Genomic DNA, 16800 nt, shown 5'->3' on the forward strand with positions numbered 1-16800 from the left:
ATCAAGCTCAGTAACCTACAAACGATGAACTCTCGAAGCAGAGTGCGATTATTTGTCGCATAAAGCAACAATACATTACATTTTATCGATTGTAAAGACTTTAACTGTTACACCAGTATCATCAAACACTCCGCTAAACGTAGCGCAGTCCTCAACCTTGTACTGGCTTTTATCCACCCAATCCATACGCTCACTTCGCGGTACGACAGCTACACAACGACCACCTGCTTTTAAATGACTGATTGCAGCCTGAACATGTGCTTTTGCTCGACCTTCTGAAAATGGTGGATTCATTGCGATTTTATCAAACTTAATTTCTTGATTATCGTTCGACCATTTCAAAAAATCAGCTTGAATAGGTTCATAGCCTTTAGCTTTCAGAATATTGCAATATAGCGGCGATAACTCAATACAGGTTGTTTGTTCAGGTGAGTCAATCTGCGCTATTAAATCGCCACGACCTGCTGACGGTTCAAGCAAGGCTTCATCATCTTGTAACGCTATCAAATCTGTTACGTAATATTGGATTGATTCAGGTGTGGGATAAAACTGATAACTCTTATGATCGGGCATTGTTCGATTTGAAACAATGTAATCTCTTACACAATTAAAATCGTAATTAAACGACCATAATTCACCGTCAGCACTTATTTCTCCACCTAGTTTTTTCATGAGCGACTTATATTCTTTATGCGAAGTAGGGTGGCGATACCAATTACTATCCAAACATTTATACATGCCTGTATCTTTGTTTAGGTGAGTTCCGGCAATAAGAGATAAAAGGTCTTCATCTAAGATATGAATAATTTCCCCGAAATCTTTAGCAACTGAGCGCGATTTAGGTATAGTTCTGAACTCTGTGGGTATTGCGTAAGGTAAAGATGCCGCCAACACTTCATTCAATTTCCAAGCAACATCAGGGTGTATCTCAATGTGCATGTTGCCGTTTTTAAACATCTTGACTCGCAGAACATTGCCGTCAATTGATACCCACTTACCTAAATTTCCATCTTTATAAATCTTATCTAATACCGATTTAAGGCTTTGAACCCGACCAAATTTACCATACACAAAGAACCGCAATGTCATGCGTAAATCGTCAATACTGTCGGCTCGATAGTCACTTAACCAGACACTATTAGCCCAATACTCGGTGACAACACCTGAAATAATCAATCTTTCAGAAAAACCATAACTTTTATTTGTTTTATGCTTAGGGCTTAGAGCGCAAAATACATTGTATACACGCTCATTTAGATACATGTTTCTGTCGTTTAGCAAACCTAAAAGCGTTGGAACTACCGTATTCTCATTAAACTCAGGTACACCAACATAATCACCTGTAACGCGACGTTTCCCATGCTCAAGCGGATTATCCAGCGTCATTTTCCCCTCGATAAACTGACTACGCCATTGCTCACGGCGATTTGCTGGCATTAATTGCAGAACGTTCGTCATATCGACAACCTTTTGCCAATATTTAGCTCTTAAATTGGAACGAACATAATCGAGATCGATTTGATAGGGAAGTCGGTAAAAACCTGATTTTCTTTCACCCGGCTTTGAAGATTCATCCATTAGCTGATTAATCTTAGAAATTCGGTCACCAGAAAATAAGATTTTATGAAGCATTTCGCGTTCGGTTTCTTCTTGTTGATACTCCGCAATGATCTCTCTAATTTGATTCACTTCTTCACGAAAAGCGACATCATTTTGCTGAAATAGTAAATCTGCGGTAGAAGCGACTAATGCACACATATTGTTAACCTCATTATGTAAATATTACCAATTTCTTATTGATGTTATTTTTACATATTACAAAAGGCTAACAATAAGGAAATGAAGGTATTAATTTCAATCTTTAAAAGTTTAACTGGATGTCAAACATGCCTGTATCTTTGTTTAGGTGAGTTCCGGCAATAAGAGCCAAAAGGTCTTCATCTAAATCAGTGCTATCGACTGATATCTTTATGTGCATAGTGGCTATTTCTTTTTTATCTGCCATGAATGTCTCCATAACAAATCAAATTTGTATACTCTTTTCCGTATTTAGTTACAATCTCTCAATTGATTAATAATTCTTTATAAAATATTATTCGCTAACTCCAAGTGAAAGTGACTCTTCCTTGAAGGATTCATTTAATTACAAGAACAGTTAGAAGCTCATAATTGCCTTAGTTCTCGTTACTAAGGCATTTTTTTCTCTTGCAGCAATCTGAGGGTATATTCAATCCTTCCAAGTGATAGCTTTTACAGCCCACATCTGAGCGTCCATGATGCGACGCATGGCTTCATTGTGAATCATCAATGCTTCTTCTGATGTCACGCCTTGCATGCTTTCATGCACTAAATCGATAAATAAAGCAGGTACAAGAATGGCGGTTAGCGTTCCCCCTAGCTCATAATCGAGTTTTTCTTTTAGTATTCTATCGACAGGCTCGGTAATTAGAGCGCCACCAAAGACAGCATATCCCGTGAGGTTGCAACCCATGAATACCCCTTTATTGATGGCGGTGATGTCATGGATTTGGGGCGCAAACCGCGTAATTTTCGCATCAGTGCCGTATTTTGGGGTGACAATTATAAACGTGATATGGATAACCTCATTGCGGTGCTCGATGAGCCAGGCAAAGGCGAGTTAATTCATCCTGTCCACGGCTCTATTCCGCAAGCTCAATGTATTGAGTACAGCATCGGTCATGAGGCTGAAAATGTGGATAGCTGTAGCCTAGAGTTAGTTTTCCTCGAAGCGAACACAGGTACACAACTCGCACAAGCGCATCCTGAGCAGCTTGGTGATGATATTTTTGACAAAATCAATCAGCTCTCCGAGCGCATGAGTGACCTGTTTGAACAGGTTATGGCTCCCGTGAATAAAGGTGTTCGATATCTCGCAAAAGGTAAAGCGGCACTTTCAGGAATGATGAATACGTTAATTATCATGCGCGGTGATTTTAATGGCGCATTCAGTGACGGTGTTAATTATCTCAGTTATCCACGTGCTTTTATCAATGATTTGCAATCAGTTTTAGACGTTCGCACCAGTGCCGTAGGTGATTTGCTTAATTTAAAATTCCCTGGTGTGATTAATACTCAGCAATCCAATGGCTATAAAGGCTATAGCTCGCCGTTTATGGCCTCAAATACCCCACAAAATGGTTATCTTCCTAATGCTTCACAAACCATCAACGTGGAGCAAGGGGTAAATGCGACCACGTTATTATCGGCATGGAGTGATAGCGTTGCAGTGGTTGATGAATTGGTCAGTTTACCTGTTGCATTAGTGCAAGAGGAACGCGCGGCCACCGTCCCCATGCCAAGCAATGCGCAGCCTGCTGATGTGCAGGATTTGGTGGTACTGTATCAAGTGATGGCCGTAGCTGAAACATTGTGTCAACGATCAACGAAAACTGATCCACTTTTAACTCAAATTCGATCAATCAAAAGTGATCCACTGTTTCATTTAGGTATGGCACCTGAGCGTCGTTTATCTTTCAATCGATAGCTTTCACCACTCAATTGCAATACATGTGAATGGTGGAGTAAACGATCTAACATCGCTGCGGTTAATGTTGCATCATCTGCGAATGCGCTCGGCCATTGTCCAAACGATAAATTACTCGTGAGTATGACGCTACCATACTCATAACGCTTGGCAATAACATTGAAAAATAGATTGGCCTCTTCTCGTCCAAATGGCAGGTAACCTATCTCATCGATAATCAATAACTTCGGTGCCATCACTGAACGTGATAAATAGTGTTTCAGTTTGTTTTGGCGTTTTGCCGTTGAAAGCTGTAACATCAGGTCTGCCGCTGTCGTAAAACGTGTTTTTTTCTTGGCTTCAACGGCTTTCAACCCTAAACCGATCGCAAGATGTGTTTTACCCACTCCACTTGGCCCTAGCAACACAACATTTTCATTCCGTTCAATAAATGTCAGCGCACTTAATTCTTGTATTTGCTGTTTCGGAATACCCGTAGCAAATTTAAAATCAAATGCACTCAGCGCCTTATGGGCTGGAAATCCCGCCATCTGACTCAGCATACTGCGTGTACGTTCATCGCGGTGTTTTTGTTCATTGTTCAATAATGCGAGTAAAAATTCGCCGTAGCTTTTGTTCTGAGCAATAGACTGCTCAGCCAATGATGGCCAAAGCGTTGAAACCGCGCTCAGTTTTAATGAAGCGCACAGGTATTCAATTTGTTCATGCAGTAACATAATTTTCCTCTAACAGCGCATCATAGACTTTGATTGGGTGTTGTAAATTAACGGATCCATGTGGTGGAACGACGGGTATATTCAGGGAAGACCCTGTCGAGATGACATGCTCAACGACTGCCGGTAAAGGTTGAAGAAACTTGACTTCGTCAACAAGTCTATCAGCCGGTTTCTCTTGCGTAGTGCCATGACGCCGTTGATGGGCAATGCGCTGTAGCCATGGGCCAATTTTTGCGTTCGCTATTTCAACATCCAACTCAAGGTTCTGAGCCCGAAGTTCCGCCTTAAGTGGCACGATAAAGCTATTTTTTAGGTAATGGTTAAAACGCTCGACTTTGCCTTTCGTTTTGGCCCGATAAGGCTGGCAAGCGGTCAACTTAAAGCCATAATCTTTTGACATCTGAAGCATTTCCACATGCAGTTTATGCTCACCTTCTGCATAGGCATCTCGCTTGACAATCAGGGTTTTTGCGTTATCACAAAGAACTTGTTGAGGCACGCCGCCAAAGTAATCGAACGCTTCTTTTAAACCCTGTTGCCAAGCGCTGGCTCGTTCATTATCAAAGAACTTAACGCAACAAGCGCGGGAATAGCTTAATGTTGCCACGAATGCTTTTAACGTCTGTTTACTTCGACGAATAGTGGTGAAATCAATCTGCATCTGCTGGCCGGGAGGCGTTTCAAACCGCACAAGAGGTTCAGGCGCGATAATGGGTTTAAACTGGCAAACGAAACGACGCAATTGCGCAATCCCGCCTTGATAGCCTCTTTGACAGAGTTCATAAAACAAGACAGTTGCCGGGATCCAGTCGGGTTTAGCCAGTTGGATACGTTGGATTAAATATGGCTCAAATGGCGCTAATTTGGTCTGTTTGGGTGCACGTCGAGTATACGTTGGCATCTGTTGCTGCTGCAAATGGTGTTTAACAGTATTGCGAGAAATACCCAGTTCACGGGCAATTTTTCGGATGCTTTGACCTTGTATAAAGCGAACATGAATATCCACAAATATCTCCTTGGTAATCATAAATTCCCCGTACAAAAATGTACGGATAATACCAAGTGGCTCAGTTTTCTATGATCGTTAGTGGATCAGTTTTACATGATCAGTGACGGTCTAGAGTTTAGTGAGCACAAGGCGATAGCAGAAGCACTGAACGCAGATACGTACTTTGCCCATCCGTATGCCTCGCATGAGCGTGGGCTGAACGAGAATACGAATGGGTTGTTAAGACAGTTTATCCCGAAAGGAACAGACCTGCGGACAGTGACAGAAGAAGACTTACAACGCTATCAGGGAGCGTTGAACAGCAGGCCACGCAAGTAACCTTCGGTGGTGTTTGCGGAGCTAAGAAAGGCGGCTTAGCGTTGCACTTCGGACTTGAATCCGCCATATATAATTATATAATTTACACATCACATTTAAGGTGTAATTTATATGATGAACAATCTATTATCATATTACTGCGGTTTAGAGATAAAACGACTAAGAAAGGAAAGAGGACTATCTGGAAAGAAATTAGCCAATCTCCTCTATATATCTCAACAGCAAATATCTCGCTATGAGCGAGGAACAGTAAATTTCACAATTGATTTTTTATTTGAAATCTGTGCCGCATTAAAAATTTCTTTTTTTAGATTTTATTAATGGGATTATATCCATAATCCAAGAAGAGCATGGTTCAAACCCTAAAATATTGAAAAAATTATTACTTACTACAGAACAAGAACACTTTTTTTTAAAAGTAAAAATTACTATCCTATATTTTACTAAGGAGATTGAATGAAATAAAACATCGACTTTTCAATTTTAATATCTAATGAACTTAAAAAGCTTAGAGAAAAAGCAGGTTTAACTACTAAAGAGTTGTCTGAAGTCATCAAAAAAACCACAGCAATTAATCAATATAAAAAAGCGTTAATCACATTGATATAGATACTGTAATTATATATTTTAGAGAGTTGTATGTTTTCCCTATAGATTTTTTCGATAAAATATAAAAAATGGTCACTTTATAAAATAATATAAAGTGACCATCTGTTAAAAATAAAAATATCTTTATAGCCCATAAATATTGGGATCGAAAATAACAGTAACAACCCCTCGATATGTATCAGGTCGAGTCATTAACATTGTATCGACATTTCGCTGATTAATTAAAAAATCAATACTACCGTTACGATTACTCCCTACATGTTGTGATATAAAGATATTCGAATTATCTTTTTGAATAGACATAGGAGCATGAATCACACGATTATTTGTTTGTTGGCTAATAATATTATCAGGCAATGTTAAATAAGATTGAATAGGTACAAGCTGTTCATTTTTATCACTTTTCAATGCACAATTCTCACCTATCTCATACTCACATTGCAAATAAACAGTAAAAGCGCCACTAGAGGATAATTGAAAATTACTTTTAGCTGTCATTTCAGGTGTGATCCTACTAACCATCCAACGCTCCCAGTTATTTCTTCCTTGCTCTTGTGTACATACTTTACCATTTTTGCAGGGTTCCAATGCTAGAATACGATCATCAGGAGATGTTTTGACAATTAAGTCATGATTAACTATGAGTCTAAGATTAATATCAACAATTCCATCACTGGCCAGATAATTATCACCAAAATCAAAATCACCACCGGGTCCAACGCTAAAAGAAATTTTACCCTCATATATACCAGAACCAACAGTTAAAAGAGAATCTTTGGCTTTTAATGAATAGCCGATGCTCATCTGGCGAAAGAGTGCTGGTTCATCTCTGTCTATTGTGCTAATTTTATAACATGGATTAGTATTATCGAGAGTTTTCCACATAAACTCATAATAACCCGAATTACCCCAACCAACTCCGCCATACCCACACCCCTGTCCATCAGGAGTATACACAAAGGAACCACCAATCCACTTTTGTGATTCTATGTTACGTTCATATCGCGCAGAAAAATTTGTTATTCTAAATTTGACATCAAACGGTTCTCCAGTACTATGATTTCTAACAGTAATAATTTTCTCTGTTTTTGGAAAATTAAAGTATGCTCCTTGCCGTGGTTCATTGTTCGCCTTTATCGGGTACGAAATTTTTGTAGATAACGGTAAATTAATACTGATTTCTGAAGGGCATTGTTGTGGCCATGAATTACAGTATCCCTCCTGAGGGGTCATATTAGTAAATACAACAGTATCATTGTTAATGCTCGGCTCAATTTTTGCGATTAAGTCAATAGTTGCGGACGGAGCAATAAAGCTGCTTATCAACAAAAATAGTCCTAGTATATAATAAGGATAATGCATTATGCTCCTCCAATAGGTTGACAATGAATAGTCGAATAAAACTGAACATTATTAGACGGTTCCTCAGGAAGAGTGCAAGATAATGTAGGTGATAAATCCTTATCTAACACCGTTAGTGTTTTATTATTTTCTCCCATTTCCAATGTTAGAACTCCATCTGCATTAATTACACCACGCGCTATATCACTATCGACTTGGCGATGTTTTAATATTTGACCATGGCTATCTTGTAAAACACCGATGAGTACTGTTGCTTTAACTGCTTTTAATTTTAAATACTTCACACTACCTCGATTCATTTGTACATATTCACTACTAGGAAAAACCTTCGCATTACTATTTCCTGCACTATAAAACTGAATACTTTCTTTTTTCCATAAGGCTGCGGGTATAACATTTCTCCCCGGATATAATTTGGTATCAGTGAGACTATCTGATGCCATTATATTTAAACTGGGATTATCAGACTCTAAGTCAACAATAAATGCAGAATCCATTCCCACACCATTAGAACCGCTATCTATAGCAATTTTACCGCCTCCAAAAGCAAGAGTCTGGCTTAAGTTAATCCCAGATGTAGTACTATGTTCTTGTATATTATGCTGAGTATAAAAGTCACTACTAAGAGAACGAGTTTCTATCGCACCATTCCCATTAATTGATACGCGCCCTGCATTTTCAGAAACCCCCGCCCCCAACCATTTAAAATTGTTGTTATCTTGTGGCTTCCATTGATAATCTAGGCTTGAATAATTATTTTTATCGTTCATTCCAATATTCATAGATAAGATCTGTGATTCTCGAGGAGCTAAAGAAAAGCTTACCCCTATCGTGATGCCTTGCTCTCTTTTCTCTTGATTAAAACCAGGTCTATCATAAGCACTCAACCGAAAACTCACATTTCTATCTGCTAAGGTTGTATTTTTATTTATTGCAGCATCAATACCAAATCCTTCTCTTGAAGAGCTTTTTGTATACTGTCCATTTAATGTCAATGAACTTGACCATGGTAATTTAGTATATAAGGAAGTCCCCCATGTATTGCCAACGTAACGATCAGATCTGAACTGATTGTTTGAATCATTAGATGTATGTCGCCAAAAAGAACTCATCGAACCTCCTGCGAACAGATTTCGATAATAACGAAGATCTATACTTTGATTCTTTTGACGTTCGCCATCTCTGATAATATATTGACCATAAAAACTATTATTTGGCGATATATTGATATCGGTCCGAGCACTAATTTGGTTTTCAAGTTTTGTTTTTTGTATACTACTACCTAGTACAACTCTAGGAGTTAAAAGATAATCAACTGCCCCTCCCCCCATAATAGAAGAATCATTATCTTGCTTTTTATGATCACCAAATGTTAGGTCCTGCTTTATTCCTCCCCATACATTAACTCGCCACTTTTGAGTTGGATTTCGCCAACCTAATGGTTTGTATATCTGTGATAGTTGTGTATCTACAATTTTCCCATTTTCCAAAATATTAATCGTGATGTCATAAATGCCGCTAGGCAAACGTCGAGTATCTAATGCTTGAACTCCCGATTGAAGCTGCTGTGAATAAATAAGCTTGCCATCACGCCAAATTTCAGCAACAGCAGGGTTTGCTGCCGTAACATAAATAGGAGACGCACTAACGCTTTCCTCATTTACAAGTAAAGTATTTGATGTTCCCCACATAACTCCCGTAACAGAACCAGTGCTAAATCCATTTGTTTCTACATTTCCTTTATCACTATCAGGAGAAAATAGCCCAAATCTAAAAAAATCACCTTGTAACTCTTTTTGAGTATAAAGCTCATAGATATTAGTTTCTTGAGATTGATTTCTTTGACTTGAACTATACGTTTGGAATGATACTTTCTGTGTCCAACCTAATAAAGATGAAACAACAGAAGAATTCAAATTCCATGCATGAGAATCACCTGTTGAAACAGCAGATACATTATTATGCATAATAACGCCATTTGATACAGTTTGAGGTAACGAGATATAAGCATTGTTAGTCTTTTGTATCTCATATTTTGATGTATATAACTTTAACGCAGATGTATCTAAACGATAATCTGCCGACATTAATCCATTTGGACAATTTTTATTGCACTCACCTAAAGATATACCTTTAGTTAAGGCTATTTTCCATTCATCTTTAACAGCTTGGTCGAAAGAGTTTTCCTCATCAAAAATTTGAATAAGACTGATCTCTCCATCTTCGTTAAGCAAAAATGAACCATCAAATAATGGTAGGTCATTAAGATAAACTTGAACCATAACTTCAGAGTTATAAAAATAATTTCTAAAGTCATTAGGTATTTTTATAGAATTATTCGCTAAAAGAATGTCTGAACCAATAGCAATACTAGGAATAAGAAGTAAAGGGAGTAATACTTTCATCAGGGAATTATCCGTACATGCCTGCCATATAAATGGCAGGCATTATTAAATAAAAAGCATCAGTTGATTTTAAAAATTAATTATCTGATGGCGGTGTGACAACTAAAGCGGGTTCAAAGACCATAGAAACTTGCCCTGTAAATGAACCTGCTTCCGTTAACTCCTTATTCTCTTTTTGAGTAATACGAAGGTCAGTACGACCACCTGCTTTTGCTTGATCTGCAGCAACAACAGTCACGGCTTCATTACTTAATTTAACACCATTAAATGTCACAGCTAATGGAATAATCTCTGACCCATTAGATAAAAGAGGATCACCCTTTGCATCTGTATTAGTTAATGTTGCCTGAATACCACCAGATGTATTTTTGTATTGAAATTGCTTTGAAAAAGCTTGCAATTTCTTGGTACCTAAATCATAAACCATTTCTTGAGTTTGATTAATCCAACCACTCTCAACAGGGATAACCTGAAAAGTCTCAGCTGGGATTGTCGCTGATAATTCAATCGTATAGCTTTGCTCATCGGCTGCATTTGCAAACATAGAAGCAAAAGTAGCACCAGATAACAAAGTAACCATCAATGATTTTTTTAACATTTAAATAACCTTATATAAAATATAAACAACATATAAACAACATTATAACTAAATTATAAATTTCAAAGATTAAACCTATTTGATGATATTAATAATTTAGTAATTTCTTTTTACTACCTTCAACTAAGGTAAAACTAATCTTACTTTCTGATTTATTTTCTAAATTGAAGGTTTTTCCAGGTAAAATGAATTGTCGAGTTGATATATCACAATCAATAGAATTCAAGTTACAATACCGAATATCTTCTAAAACAATAGTAGCATTACCATCATTTATCACTTTAATATGACCATTACTTTTATTAATAACAGTATTAAAAATAGGATCTCTGGGCTGAACTATCACAATACTTCCATAGCCTGTTAAAACATTTACTCCAACATCTAATGCTTCTTTTTTATATTTTTCAATTGCATCTTTATTCATTTCAAACCCATCATTTTCCTGAGGAAGGACAGGAGTAAATCGAACTCTAAAATAGCGTTCTTTTTCTCTTTCTCCAGGCCAAATCATTCTAACAGATTGAAATCCAGATGGAGGTATAATCAACCTTAAAGGAGATACAATTAATCTATCTTTTTCTAATTTATTTCCATTAATCGTTTTTTGTGATGATTCAATAGAAATTCCTTTATCTCCAGGTGTAATTTCAAGAACATCAACCCTAACAAATGCAGTAGATGTTCCTGTATTATAAACTCGCTTAGTTATATTTTTAGAATCAGGATTAAGTATATCATACATACTACCAATACCAATAACTGGTGATGATAATGAATAAGATGAAATTAACATCCCGCATATAAAACACAAAAAAAATGTAATAGTGTTTTTTGTTTTTTTCATATTATAGGGATTCCTAAAGTTCAATTAGAATAAATTATTGTGTATTTGTAGAATTACTTGGGTAGCGAATTATTAATTATTTCGAAAAGAAGTAAAATGGTTTTAATCTATCAAAAACAAAAAAACGATAGTTATGAGCAATAAAAAAGGCATAACAAAAAAGCAAAAAAGCAAAAAATGCCCCCTAACAATATGAAAAAAAAAAAATTAATATAAAAAACCTTTAGATGTGTTATTGTAAATAATAATGTCATACATTACTTTTATCGCGCAGTAAAATTACATAAAGAAACATATTGAAACATAAAATACATAATTGAAATGGCGAAATGACGTAAAAAATAACGATTAAAAGTATTAACTACGCTCATAATGAGACGCATTCACAATCAACTAGCACAAATAACAGCTCAAAAATCATTACCCGCTGCATTTAAATGACAAGTGGTTTTTCTCTGTTGATTTACGGTCGTGTATTCAATATGGAGATGGTCATAATAGATAGTGTTCACGTTCAATGAATGTCCCGATGATTTTGTCATGCATTTCAAGTGACTTCGAGTAACCTAATGTCTTACGGTTAAGTCGCTTTAAGCTATTTCACAAGTTCAAATTCTCTCTTTCTATTCGTTGGATATAAAACTTACTTGCCACATGCTTTTGTTTGGGTAATATCTCATAAGCACTGAACTTATCCGTGCACCAAAAAGCCACATTAAACCTAGACAGCAAAGCCAGTAACTGGCGAAGTGGTCTCTTGTTTCGACGAGCTATAGTATGAGCAATAATCCCTTTTAGGCGAGGTTCCCAGACATACCAGAGCCAACGTTGTTGCTAAAAGACCACTGTTCATCAACTTCGCAAAGGTGTTCAATGTGTAAATTATCAAGGGGTAAAGAGGTTACCTGCCTCGGCGAGAGTTTTTTAAGTACGAACAACGGCATTAATGCTGATATGAAGGGCTATAGCGGTGTCACGAATACCGGCATTATTCATCGTGAGGTCGATAGTTTTATTTTTAGTTCCGGGTTGGCAAGCTCGATATTCATAATCGAGTTGGAAGCTTCGGCAGCAATCTTGGCAACAATAACGTTGGTAGCCAGTACTCCCTAGTCCATGTTTTTTCACTGAGGAAGTTTGTAGACAAAATGGGTACTTTACACTGAGAGATCCCCTCATAATTTCCCCAAAGCGTAACCATGTTTGAATAGATTTTGAGTAAGCAGGGTTGCAGCCACGAGTAAGTCTTCCCTTGTTATTGTGTAGCCAGAATGCCGCAAAACTTCCATGCCTAAGCGAACTGTTGAGAGTACGTTTCGATTTCTGACTGTGTTAGCCTGGAAGTGCTTGTCCCAACCTTGTTTCTGAGCATGAACGCCCGCAAGCCAACATGTTAGTTGAAGCATCAGGGCGATTAGCAGCATGATATCAAAACGCTCTGAGCTGCTCGTTCGGCTATGGCGTAGGCCTAGTCCGTAGGCAGGACTTTTCAAGTCTCGGAAGGTTTCTTCAATCTGCATTCGCTTCGAATAGATATTAACAAGTTGTTTGGGTGTTCGAATTTCAACAGGTAAGTTAGTTGCTAGAATCCATGGCTCCTTTGCCGACGCTGAGTAGATTTTAGGTGACGGGTGGTGACAATGAGTCCGTGTCGAGCGCTGATTTTTTCGGCCTTTAGAGCGAGATTTATACAATAGAATTTGGCATGAGATTGGATTGCTTTTAGTCAGCCTCTTATAGCCTAAAGTCTTTGAGTGACTAGATGACATATCATGTAAGCTGCTGATAGGTTTCCAGTTTTCCGCTCCTAGGTCTGCATATTGTACTTTTCCTCTTACTCGACTTAACCAGTACCAACCCAGCTTCTCAACGGATTTATACCATGGCACTTTAAAGCCAGCATCACTGACAATGAGCGGTGTGGTGTTACTCGGTAGAATGCTCGCAAGGTCGGCTAGAAATTGGTCATGAGCTTTCTTTGAACATTGCTCTGAAAGCGGGAACGCTTTCTCATAAAGAGTAACAGAACGACCGTGTAGTGCGACTGAAGCTCGCAATACCATAAGTCGTTTTTGCTCACGAATATCAGACCAGTCAACAAGTACAATGGGCATCGTATTGCCCGAACAGATAAAGCTAGCATGCCAACGGTATACAGCGAGTCGCTCTTTGTGGAGGTGACGATTACCTAACAATCGGTCGATTCGTTTGATGTTATGTTTTGTTCTCGCTTTGGTTGGCAGGTTACGGCCAAGTTCGGTAAGAGTGAGAGTTTTACAGTCAAGTAATGCGTGGCAAGCCAACGTTAAGCTGTTGAGTCGTTTTAAGTGTAATTCGGGGCAGAATTGGTAAAGAGAGTCGTGTAAAATATCGAGTTCGCACATCTTGTTGTCTGATTATTGATTTTTCGCGAAACCATTTGATCATATGACAAGATGTGTATCCACCTTAACTTAATGATTTTTACCAAAATCATTAGGGGATTCATCAGAACAGAGCCTTTATTCATATCACTACGATGAATACACGCACGAATACTACACAATGACAAACATAATCGTCACCGTAAAATAAAACGTATTTTATTGTGATGATGGATGTTAAATAAATTCTCCTGATGACCTCATTAAAATATAATCTTTATTCGAGACATTAATGACGGGAAAGAACAATGAATGATACACAGTGTAAGCCTCGGGTGATAATTCACTAAGTCGTAATGACACATTAGTAAAGAAATGGTCAATCGATATTTCTAATATATAGAGCATATGAATTAAGGTCGCAACATCAATTTGGCAAATCCCGCGCTCATAGCGTGATATTTGTTGTTGAGAAACGTTTAATTTCTTCCCTAATTCTCGCCCCGTCATACCTCTCATTTTACGAATGACAGAAATTTGCTTGCCAACAGCCAATGTTAAGGAATTCCTCGGGAGAGCATCCTTGTTTAGCGTTGACTCTGCTTGTCTACCTTGGGCTTGTGCATCTTCCGAGATAACTTGGGCATCTTCCGCGATAAAATGATAATTTTCCGCACGTTTACTCATGTTTTCCATCGCCTATTTAGAATAATATAAACGCAACAAAATAAATCTATTTGTTGTTGGTGCGTTGCCAATGCCAATAAGTTTATTCGGATAAACAAGCAAAATCAAACACCGTCACTCTGTTAAAAATATCATTTATCGTGTAATTCACACATATATAAGGTTACCTTAGTAAATAATAATAAACGAAAACAGCAAGTTAAAATAAACTCCAATTATGATAATCTTATTTAGCTAGCGCTTTTATCTATAAAAACCAATTTATGACTATATAATTAAATATAAATTCTATTATTTACATATTTACATATTTACACATATATGAATCCACAAAAGCGCATAACGTGCTTATTTTCATGAATCGTGATGTTTTGTGTCACTATGTTTTGTCGATGTGTTGATATTAGCAAAAAACGCCGTAAACCCTCGCCCGACAGGGCGGGGGGCAGTCACCCGGATCTGTAATATCATCAGTAAATCAATTTTAATCTATCTATACTCCCACATCGTAAAGAACAATTTTTGTTTCTTTAAGTAACAAGCATTTTTGCATGACTGTGTACGGGAAAAAACTTTAATCAACATACAATTATCAACAAAAAACAAAATAACTCATTTATTATCGGTCTCTTAAAAAAACCTAGCTAACAAATTTGCAGTTTAGTTTTCCAGCTATCAGCCTATTAATATATATCTTCCTATCCGTTTGACTGCTCCCCGCCCTAAAGGGCGAGGATTCCCACTTCAACGCAACCTACCTAAGCCACATTAAGCGGCTTTAGGGTTTACAGTCGCTCCGTGGGCTAACGCGGTCAGCCCGACCGCTTTTATATTCTTCGCAGCGTTTACATCACGATCATGGTTAGCCCCGCATTCAGGGCAGATCCACGAACGAACGTTAAGCGCCATTTTTGACATGGTATAGCCGCAACCGCTACAGCGTTTTGAGGACGGGAAAAACTGGTCAATGGCAATCACTGATCGCCCCGACCATTCCGCCTTGTACTGTAATTGGCGAACAAATTCGCCCCAGCTTGCGTCTGCTATCGCTTTGGATAGCTTCGGATTGCGGATCATGTTCTTCACTTTCAGAGATTCGACGCAAACAACTTGGTTATCGTTAATGAGTTTGCGGGATAGCTTGTGCAAGTTATCCAGACGGCAATCAGCAATTTTCGCGTGGATGCGGGCTACTTTGGCGCGGGCTTTGGCACGGTTCTTTGAGCCTTTTTGTTTCTTGCTCAAACGGCGCTGTAGCAGGGCTAAACGTTTTGCATATTTCGCAGTGTGACGGGGATTGCCGGTTTTGAATCCGGTATCTGTGACGAACAAATCTGTTAAACCAACATCAATGCCTACCGTTTTTACAGAGATAGGCAGTGGTTTTGATTCAAATTCACACAAGCAGGACACGAAATATCGTCCTGATGCATCTTTTGAAATGGTAATCGTTGAAGGTGTTGAGGGTAACTCACGACTCCAACGCACGTCTAAAGGTGTTTTGCTCTTTGCCATGTATAGCTTGCCGTCACGGTATTTAAACGCGGCATCGGTGAGCGTAGCCGCCTGTTTATGACGCTTACTCTTGAAAGTTGGGTATTTTGCCCGACCCGCAAAGAAGTTTGAAAAGGCGGTTTGTTGGTGGCGTAGTGCTTGCTGTAGCGGGACGCTGGAGACGTCATTGAGCCATACAAAATCCGGCTCTTTTTTTAAGGCTGTTAATCGTGCGTTGGCTTGCGTATAGCCGATCTTCTCTTGTCGGTCATAGTAAGCGTCAGTGCGCCAGCGCAAGATGCTGTTATAGACGAAACGCACACAGCCGAACGTTTGAGCCAAAAGCTCAACCTGCTCGGGTGTTGGATAGAATCTGTATTTATATGCGCGCTTCATTCCTTACATTTTACTGCGAATTATGTAAAATCGTCAAGGAGTGTTACGCAGTTACCGCGCTTATATCCCCGCCCGATTGGGCGAGGTCTTACGCGCAAATTGATAAGCCTCTGACTGTATGAACACGTTTTGGCATATTTTTAGGCGTTTTTTTTCATACCTAAAATAGATTTAATTAAATTTAAAAACATATAGTTATCACCAGAAAGACAAAACCCTACTGTGACAGAGTAGGGTTTCTAGGAACAAATACAGTCGTAATGTAACCCGTAAACAGGTGAGGTGAGAGTCGGGGACTATCTCCAGACTCTACAGCCTCTTTTTACTCATCCTGAGTAAAACAACCTACGTTGTTTATGTCTTTCCTTAGACTTTGTTAATATGCACTATTAAACAACCAAAGGCAATAGGTATTTAATTACCTATAACATTATTTTACTTCACGATCCCATTCGTTAATAATATTCTTCTTCTTGAATTTAGCATACCGA

14 protein-coding genes and 2 pseudogenes are annotated in these 16800 nt (G+C 38.2%); 3 read left to right on the plus strand and 13 right to left on the minus strand.

Annotation, left to right across the window (positions count from 1 at the left end; translation table 11 throughout):
* Positions 1-75: 75 nt before the first annotated feature.
* The 3 genes from M1E96_RS21885 to M1E96_RS21895 form a co-directional block, all read right to left on the minus strand.
* Positions 76-1758 (minus strand): DUF4942 domain-containing protein, encoded by a 1683-nt coding sequence (locus tag M1E96_RS21885; protein ID WP_369427555.1) that lies wholly within the window; start codon positions 1756-1758, stop codon positions 76-78.
* Positions 1759-1861: 103 nt separating this feature from the next.
* The gene (locus M1E96_RS21890) at positions 1862-2005 is read right to left on the minus strand and encodes a hypothetical protein (RefSeq protein ID WP_369427556.1); all 144 of its coding nucleotides are present in this window, start codon (positions 2003-2005) and stop codon (positions 1862-1864) included.
* A gap of 222 nt (positions 2006-2227) precedes the next feature.
* A complete protein-coding gene (locus M1E96_RS21895; RefSeq protein WP_369427557.1) occupies positions 2228-2491 on the minus strand; it encodes a hypothetical protein in 264 nt (87 codons plus the stop codon).
* A gap of 12 nt (positions 2492-2503) precedes the next feature.
* Between M1E96_RS21895 and M1E96_RS21900 the strand changes: the two genes are divergently transcribed.
* Entirely contained in the window at positions 2504-3505 is a 1002-nt protein-coding gene (locus M1E96_RS21900; RefSeq protein WP_369427606.1) for a DNA circularization N-terminal domain-containing protein, read from the plus strand.
* Here the strand turns inward: M1E96_RS21900 and istB are convergent.
* Together istB and istA are read right to left on the minus strand one after the other, a co-directional pair.
* Positions 3460-4224, minus strand: coding sequence for an IS21-like element helper ATPase IstB (istB, locus tag M1E96_RS21905; RefSeq protein ID WP_024198699.1), 765 nt, complete (start codon positions 4222-4224; stop codon positions 3460-3462). The genes M1E96_RS21900 and istB overlap by 46 nt on opposite strands.
* Complete coding sequence (istA, locus tag M1E96_RS21910) at positions 4208-5248, minus strand: IS21 family transposase (protein ID WP_369427558.1); 1041 nt, start codon at positions 5246-5248, stop codon at positions 4208-4210. Before istA ends, istB begins: the two co-directional genes overlap by 17 nt.
* A gap of 72 nt (positions 5249-5320) precedes the next feature.
* Between istA and M1E96_RS21915 the strand changes: the two are divergent.
* Both M1E96_RS21915 and M1E96_RS21920 read left to right on the plus strand, forming a co-directional pair.
* A pseudogene (locus tag M1E96_RS21915) lies at positions 5321-5548 on the plus strand (IS30 family transposase); the annotation flags it as partial.
* Between the two features lie 111 nt (positions 5549-5659).
* Positions 5660-5869 (plus strand): helix-turn-helix domain-containing protein, encoded by a 210-nt coding sequence (locus M1E96_RS21920; protein ID WP_369427559.1) that lies wholly within the window; start codon positions 5660-5662, stop codon positions 5867-5869.
* A gap of 411 nt (positions 5870-6280) precedes the next feature.
* Here the strand turns inward: M1E96_RS21920 and M1E96_RS21925 are convergent, their stop codons facing one another.
* The 8 genes and pseudogenes from M1E96_RS21925 to M1E96_RS21960 form a co-directional block, all read right to left on the minus strand.
* Complete coding sequence (locus M1E96_RS21925) at positions 6281-7519, minus strand: hypothetical protein (RefSeq protein ID WP_369427560.1); 1239 nt, start codon at positions 7517-7519, stop codon at positions 6281-6283.
* Complete coding sequence (locus tag M1E96_RS21930; protein WP_163761885.1) at positions 7519-9924, minus strand: TcfC E-set like domain-containing protein; 2406 nt, start codon at positions 9922-9924, stop codon at positions 7519-7521. Before M1E96_RS21930 ends, M1E96_RS21925 begins: the two co-directional genes overlap by 1 nt.
* Before the next feature lie 76 nt (positions 9925-10000).
* Positions 10001-10522, minus strand: a complete 522-nt coding sequence (locus tag M1E96_RS21935) for a CS1 type fimbrial major subunit (protein ID WP_369427327.1) — start codon at positions 10520-10522, stop codon at positions 10001-10003.
* 88 nt (positions 10523-10610) lie between these two features.
* Positions 10611-11369: a hypothetical protein gene (locus M1E96_RS21940; RefSeq protein WP_369427561.1), complete on the minus strand. Its 759-nt coding sequence runs from the start codon at positions 11367-11369 to the stop codon at positions 10611-10613.
* A 492-nt stretch (positions 11370-11861) separates the two neighbouring features.
* A pseudogene (locus M1E96_RS21945) lies at positions 11862-12548 on the minus strand (IS1 family transposase).
* Positions 12545-13753, minus strand: a complete 1209-nt coding sequence (locus M1E96_RS21950) for an IS4-like element ISVsa5 family transposase (protein ID WP_369426974.1) — start codon at positions 13751-13753, stop codon at positions 12545-12547. The pseudogene M1E96_RS21945 and the gene M1E96_RS21950 overlap by 4 nt, the downstream one beginning before the upstream one ends.
* Positions 13754-13969: 216 nt before the next feature.
* Entirely contained in the window at positions 13970-14419 is a 450-nt protein-coding gene (locus tag M1E96_RS21955) for a helix-turn-helix domain-containing protein (RefSeq protein ID WP_369427562.1), read from the minus strand.
* Positions 14420-15187: 768 nt separating this feature from the next.
* Positions 15188-16309 carry an RNA-guided endonuclease InsQ/TnpB family protein gene (locus M1E96_RS21960; RefSeq protein WP_369427564.1) on the minus strand — a complete coding sequence of 374 codons (1122 nt, stop codon included), beginning with the start codon at positions 16307-16309 and terminating at the stop codon, positions 15188-15190.
* Between the last annotated feature and the right edge of the window lie 491 nt (positions 16310-16800).

This window comes from Providencia sp. PROV236 (assembly GCF_033676985.1).
Lineage (GTDB): Bacteria > Pseudomonadota > Gammaproteobacteria > Enterobacterales > Enterobacteriaceae > Providencia > Providencia manganoxydans.

Coding starts and splice junctions, on each gene's coding strand:
- M1E96_RS21885 (WP_369427555.1), bottom strand. CDS start 1,758: ATGTGTGCATTAGTCGCTTCTACCGCAGATTTACTATTTCAGCAAAAT.
- M1E96_RS21890 (WP_369427556.1), bottom strand. CDS start 2,005: ATGGCAGATAAAAAAGAAATAGCCACTATGCACATAAAGATATCAGTC.
- M1E96_RS21895 (WP_369427557.1), bottom strand. CDS start 2,491: ATGGGTTGCAACCTCACGGGATATGCTGTCTTTGGTGGCGCTCTAATT.
- istA (WP_369427558.1), bottom strand. CDS start 5,248: ATGATTACCAAGGAGATATTTGTGGATATTCATGTTCGCTTTATACAA.
- M1E96_RS21920 (WP_369427559.1), top strand. CDS start 5,660: ATGATGAACAATCTATTATCATATTACTGCGGTTTAGAGATAAAACGA.
- M1E96_RS21925 (WP_369427560.1), bottom strand. CDS start 7,519: ATGCATTATCCTTATTATATACTAGGACTATTTTTGTTGATAAGCAGC.
- M1E96_RS21930 (WP_163761885.1), bottom strand. CDS start 9,924: ATGAAAGTATTACTCCCTTTACTTCTTATTCCTAGTATTGCTATTGGT.
- M1E96_RS21935 (WP_369427327.1), bottom strand. CDS start 10,522: ATGTTAAAAAAATCATTGATGGTTACTTTGTTATCTGGTGCTACTTTT.
- M1E96_RS21940 (WP_369427561.1), bottom strand. CDS start 11,369: ATGAAAAAAACAAAAAACACTATTACATTTTTTTTGTGTTTTATATGC.
- M1E96_RS21950 (WP_369426974.1), bottom strand. CDS start 13,753: ATGTGCGAACTCGATATTTTACACGACTCTCTTTACCAATTCTGCCCC.
- M1E96_RS21955 (WP_369427562.1), bottom strand. CDS start 14,419: ATGAGTAAACGTGCGGAAAATTATCATTTTATCGCGGAAGATGCCCAA.
- M1E96_RS21960 (WP_369427564.1), bottom strand. CDS start 16,309: ATGAAGCGCGCATATAAATACAGATTCTATCCAACACCCGAGCAGGTT.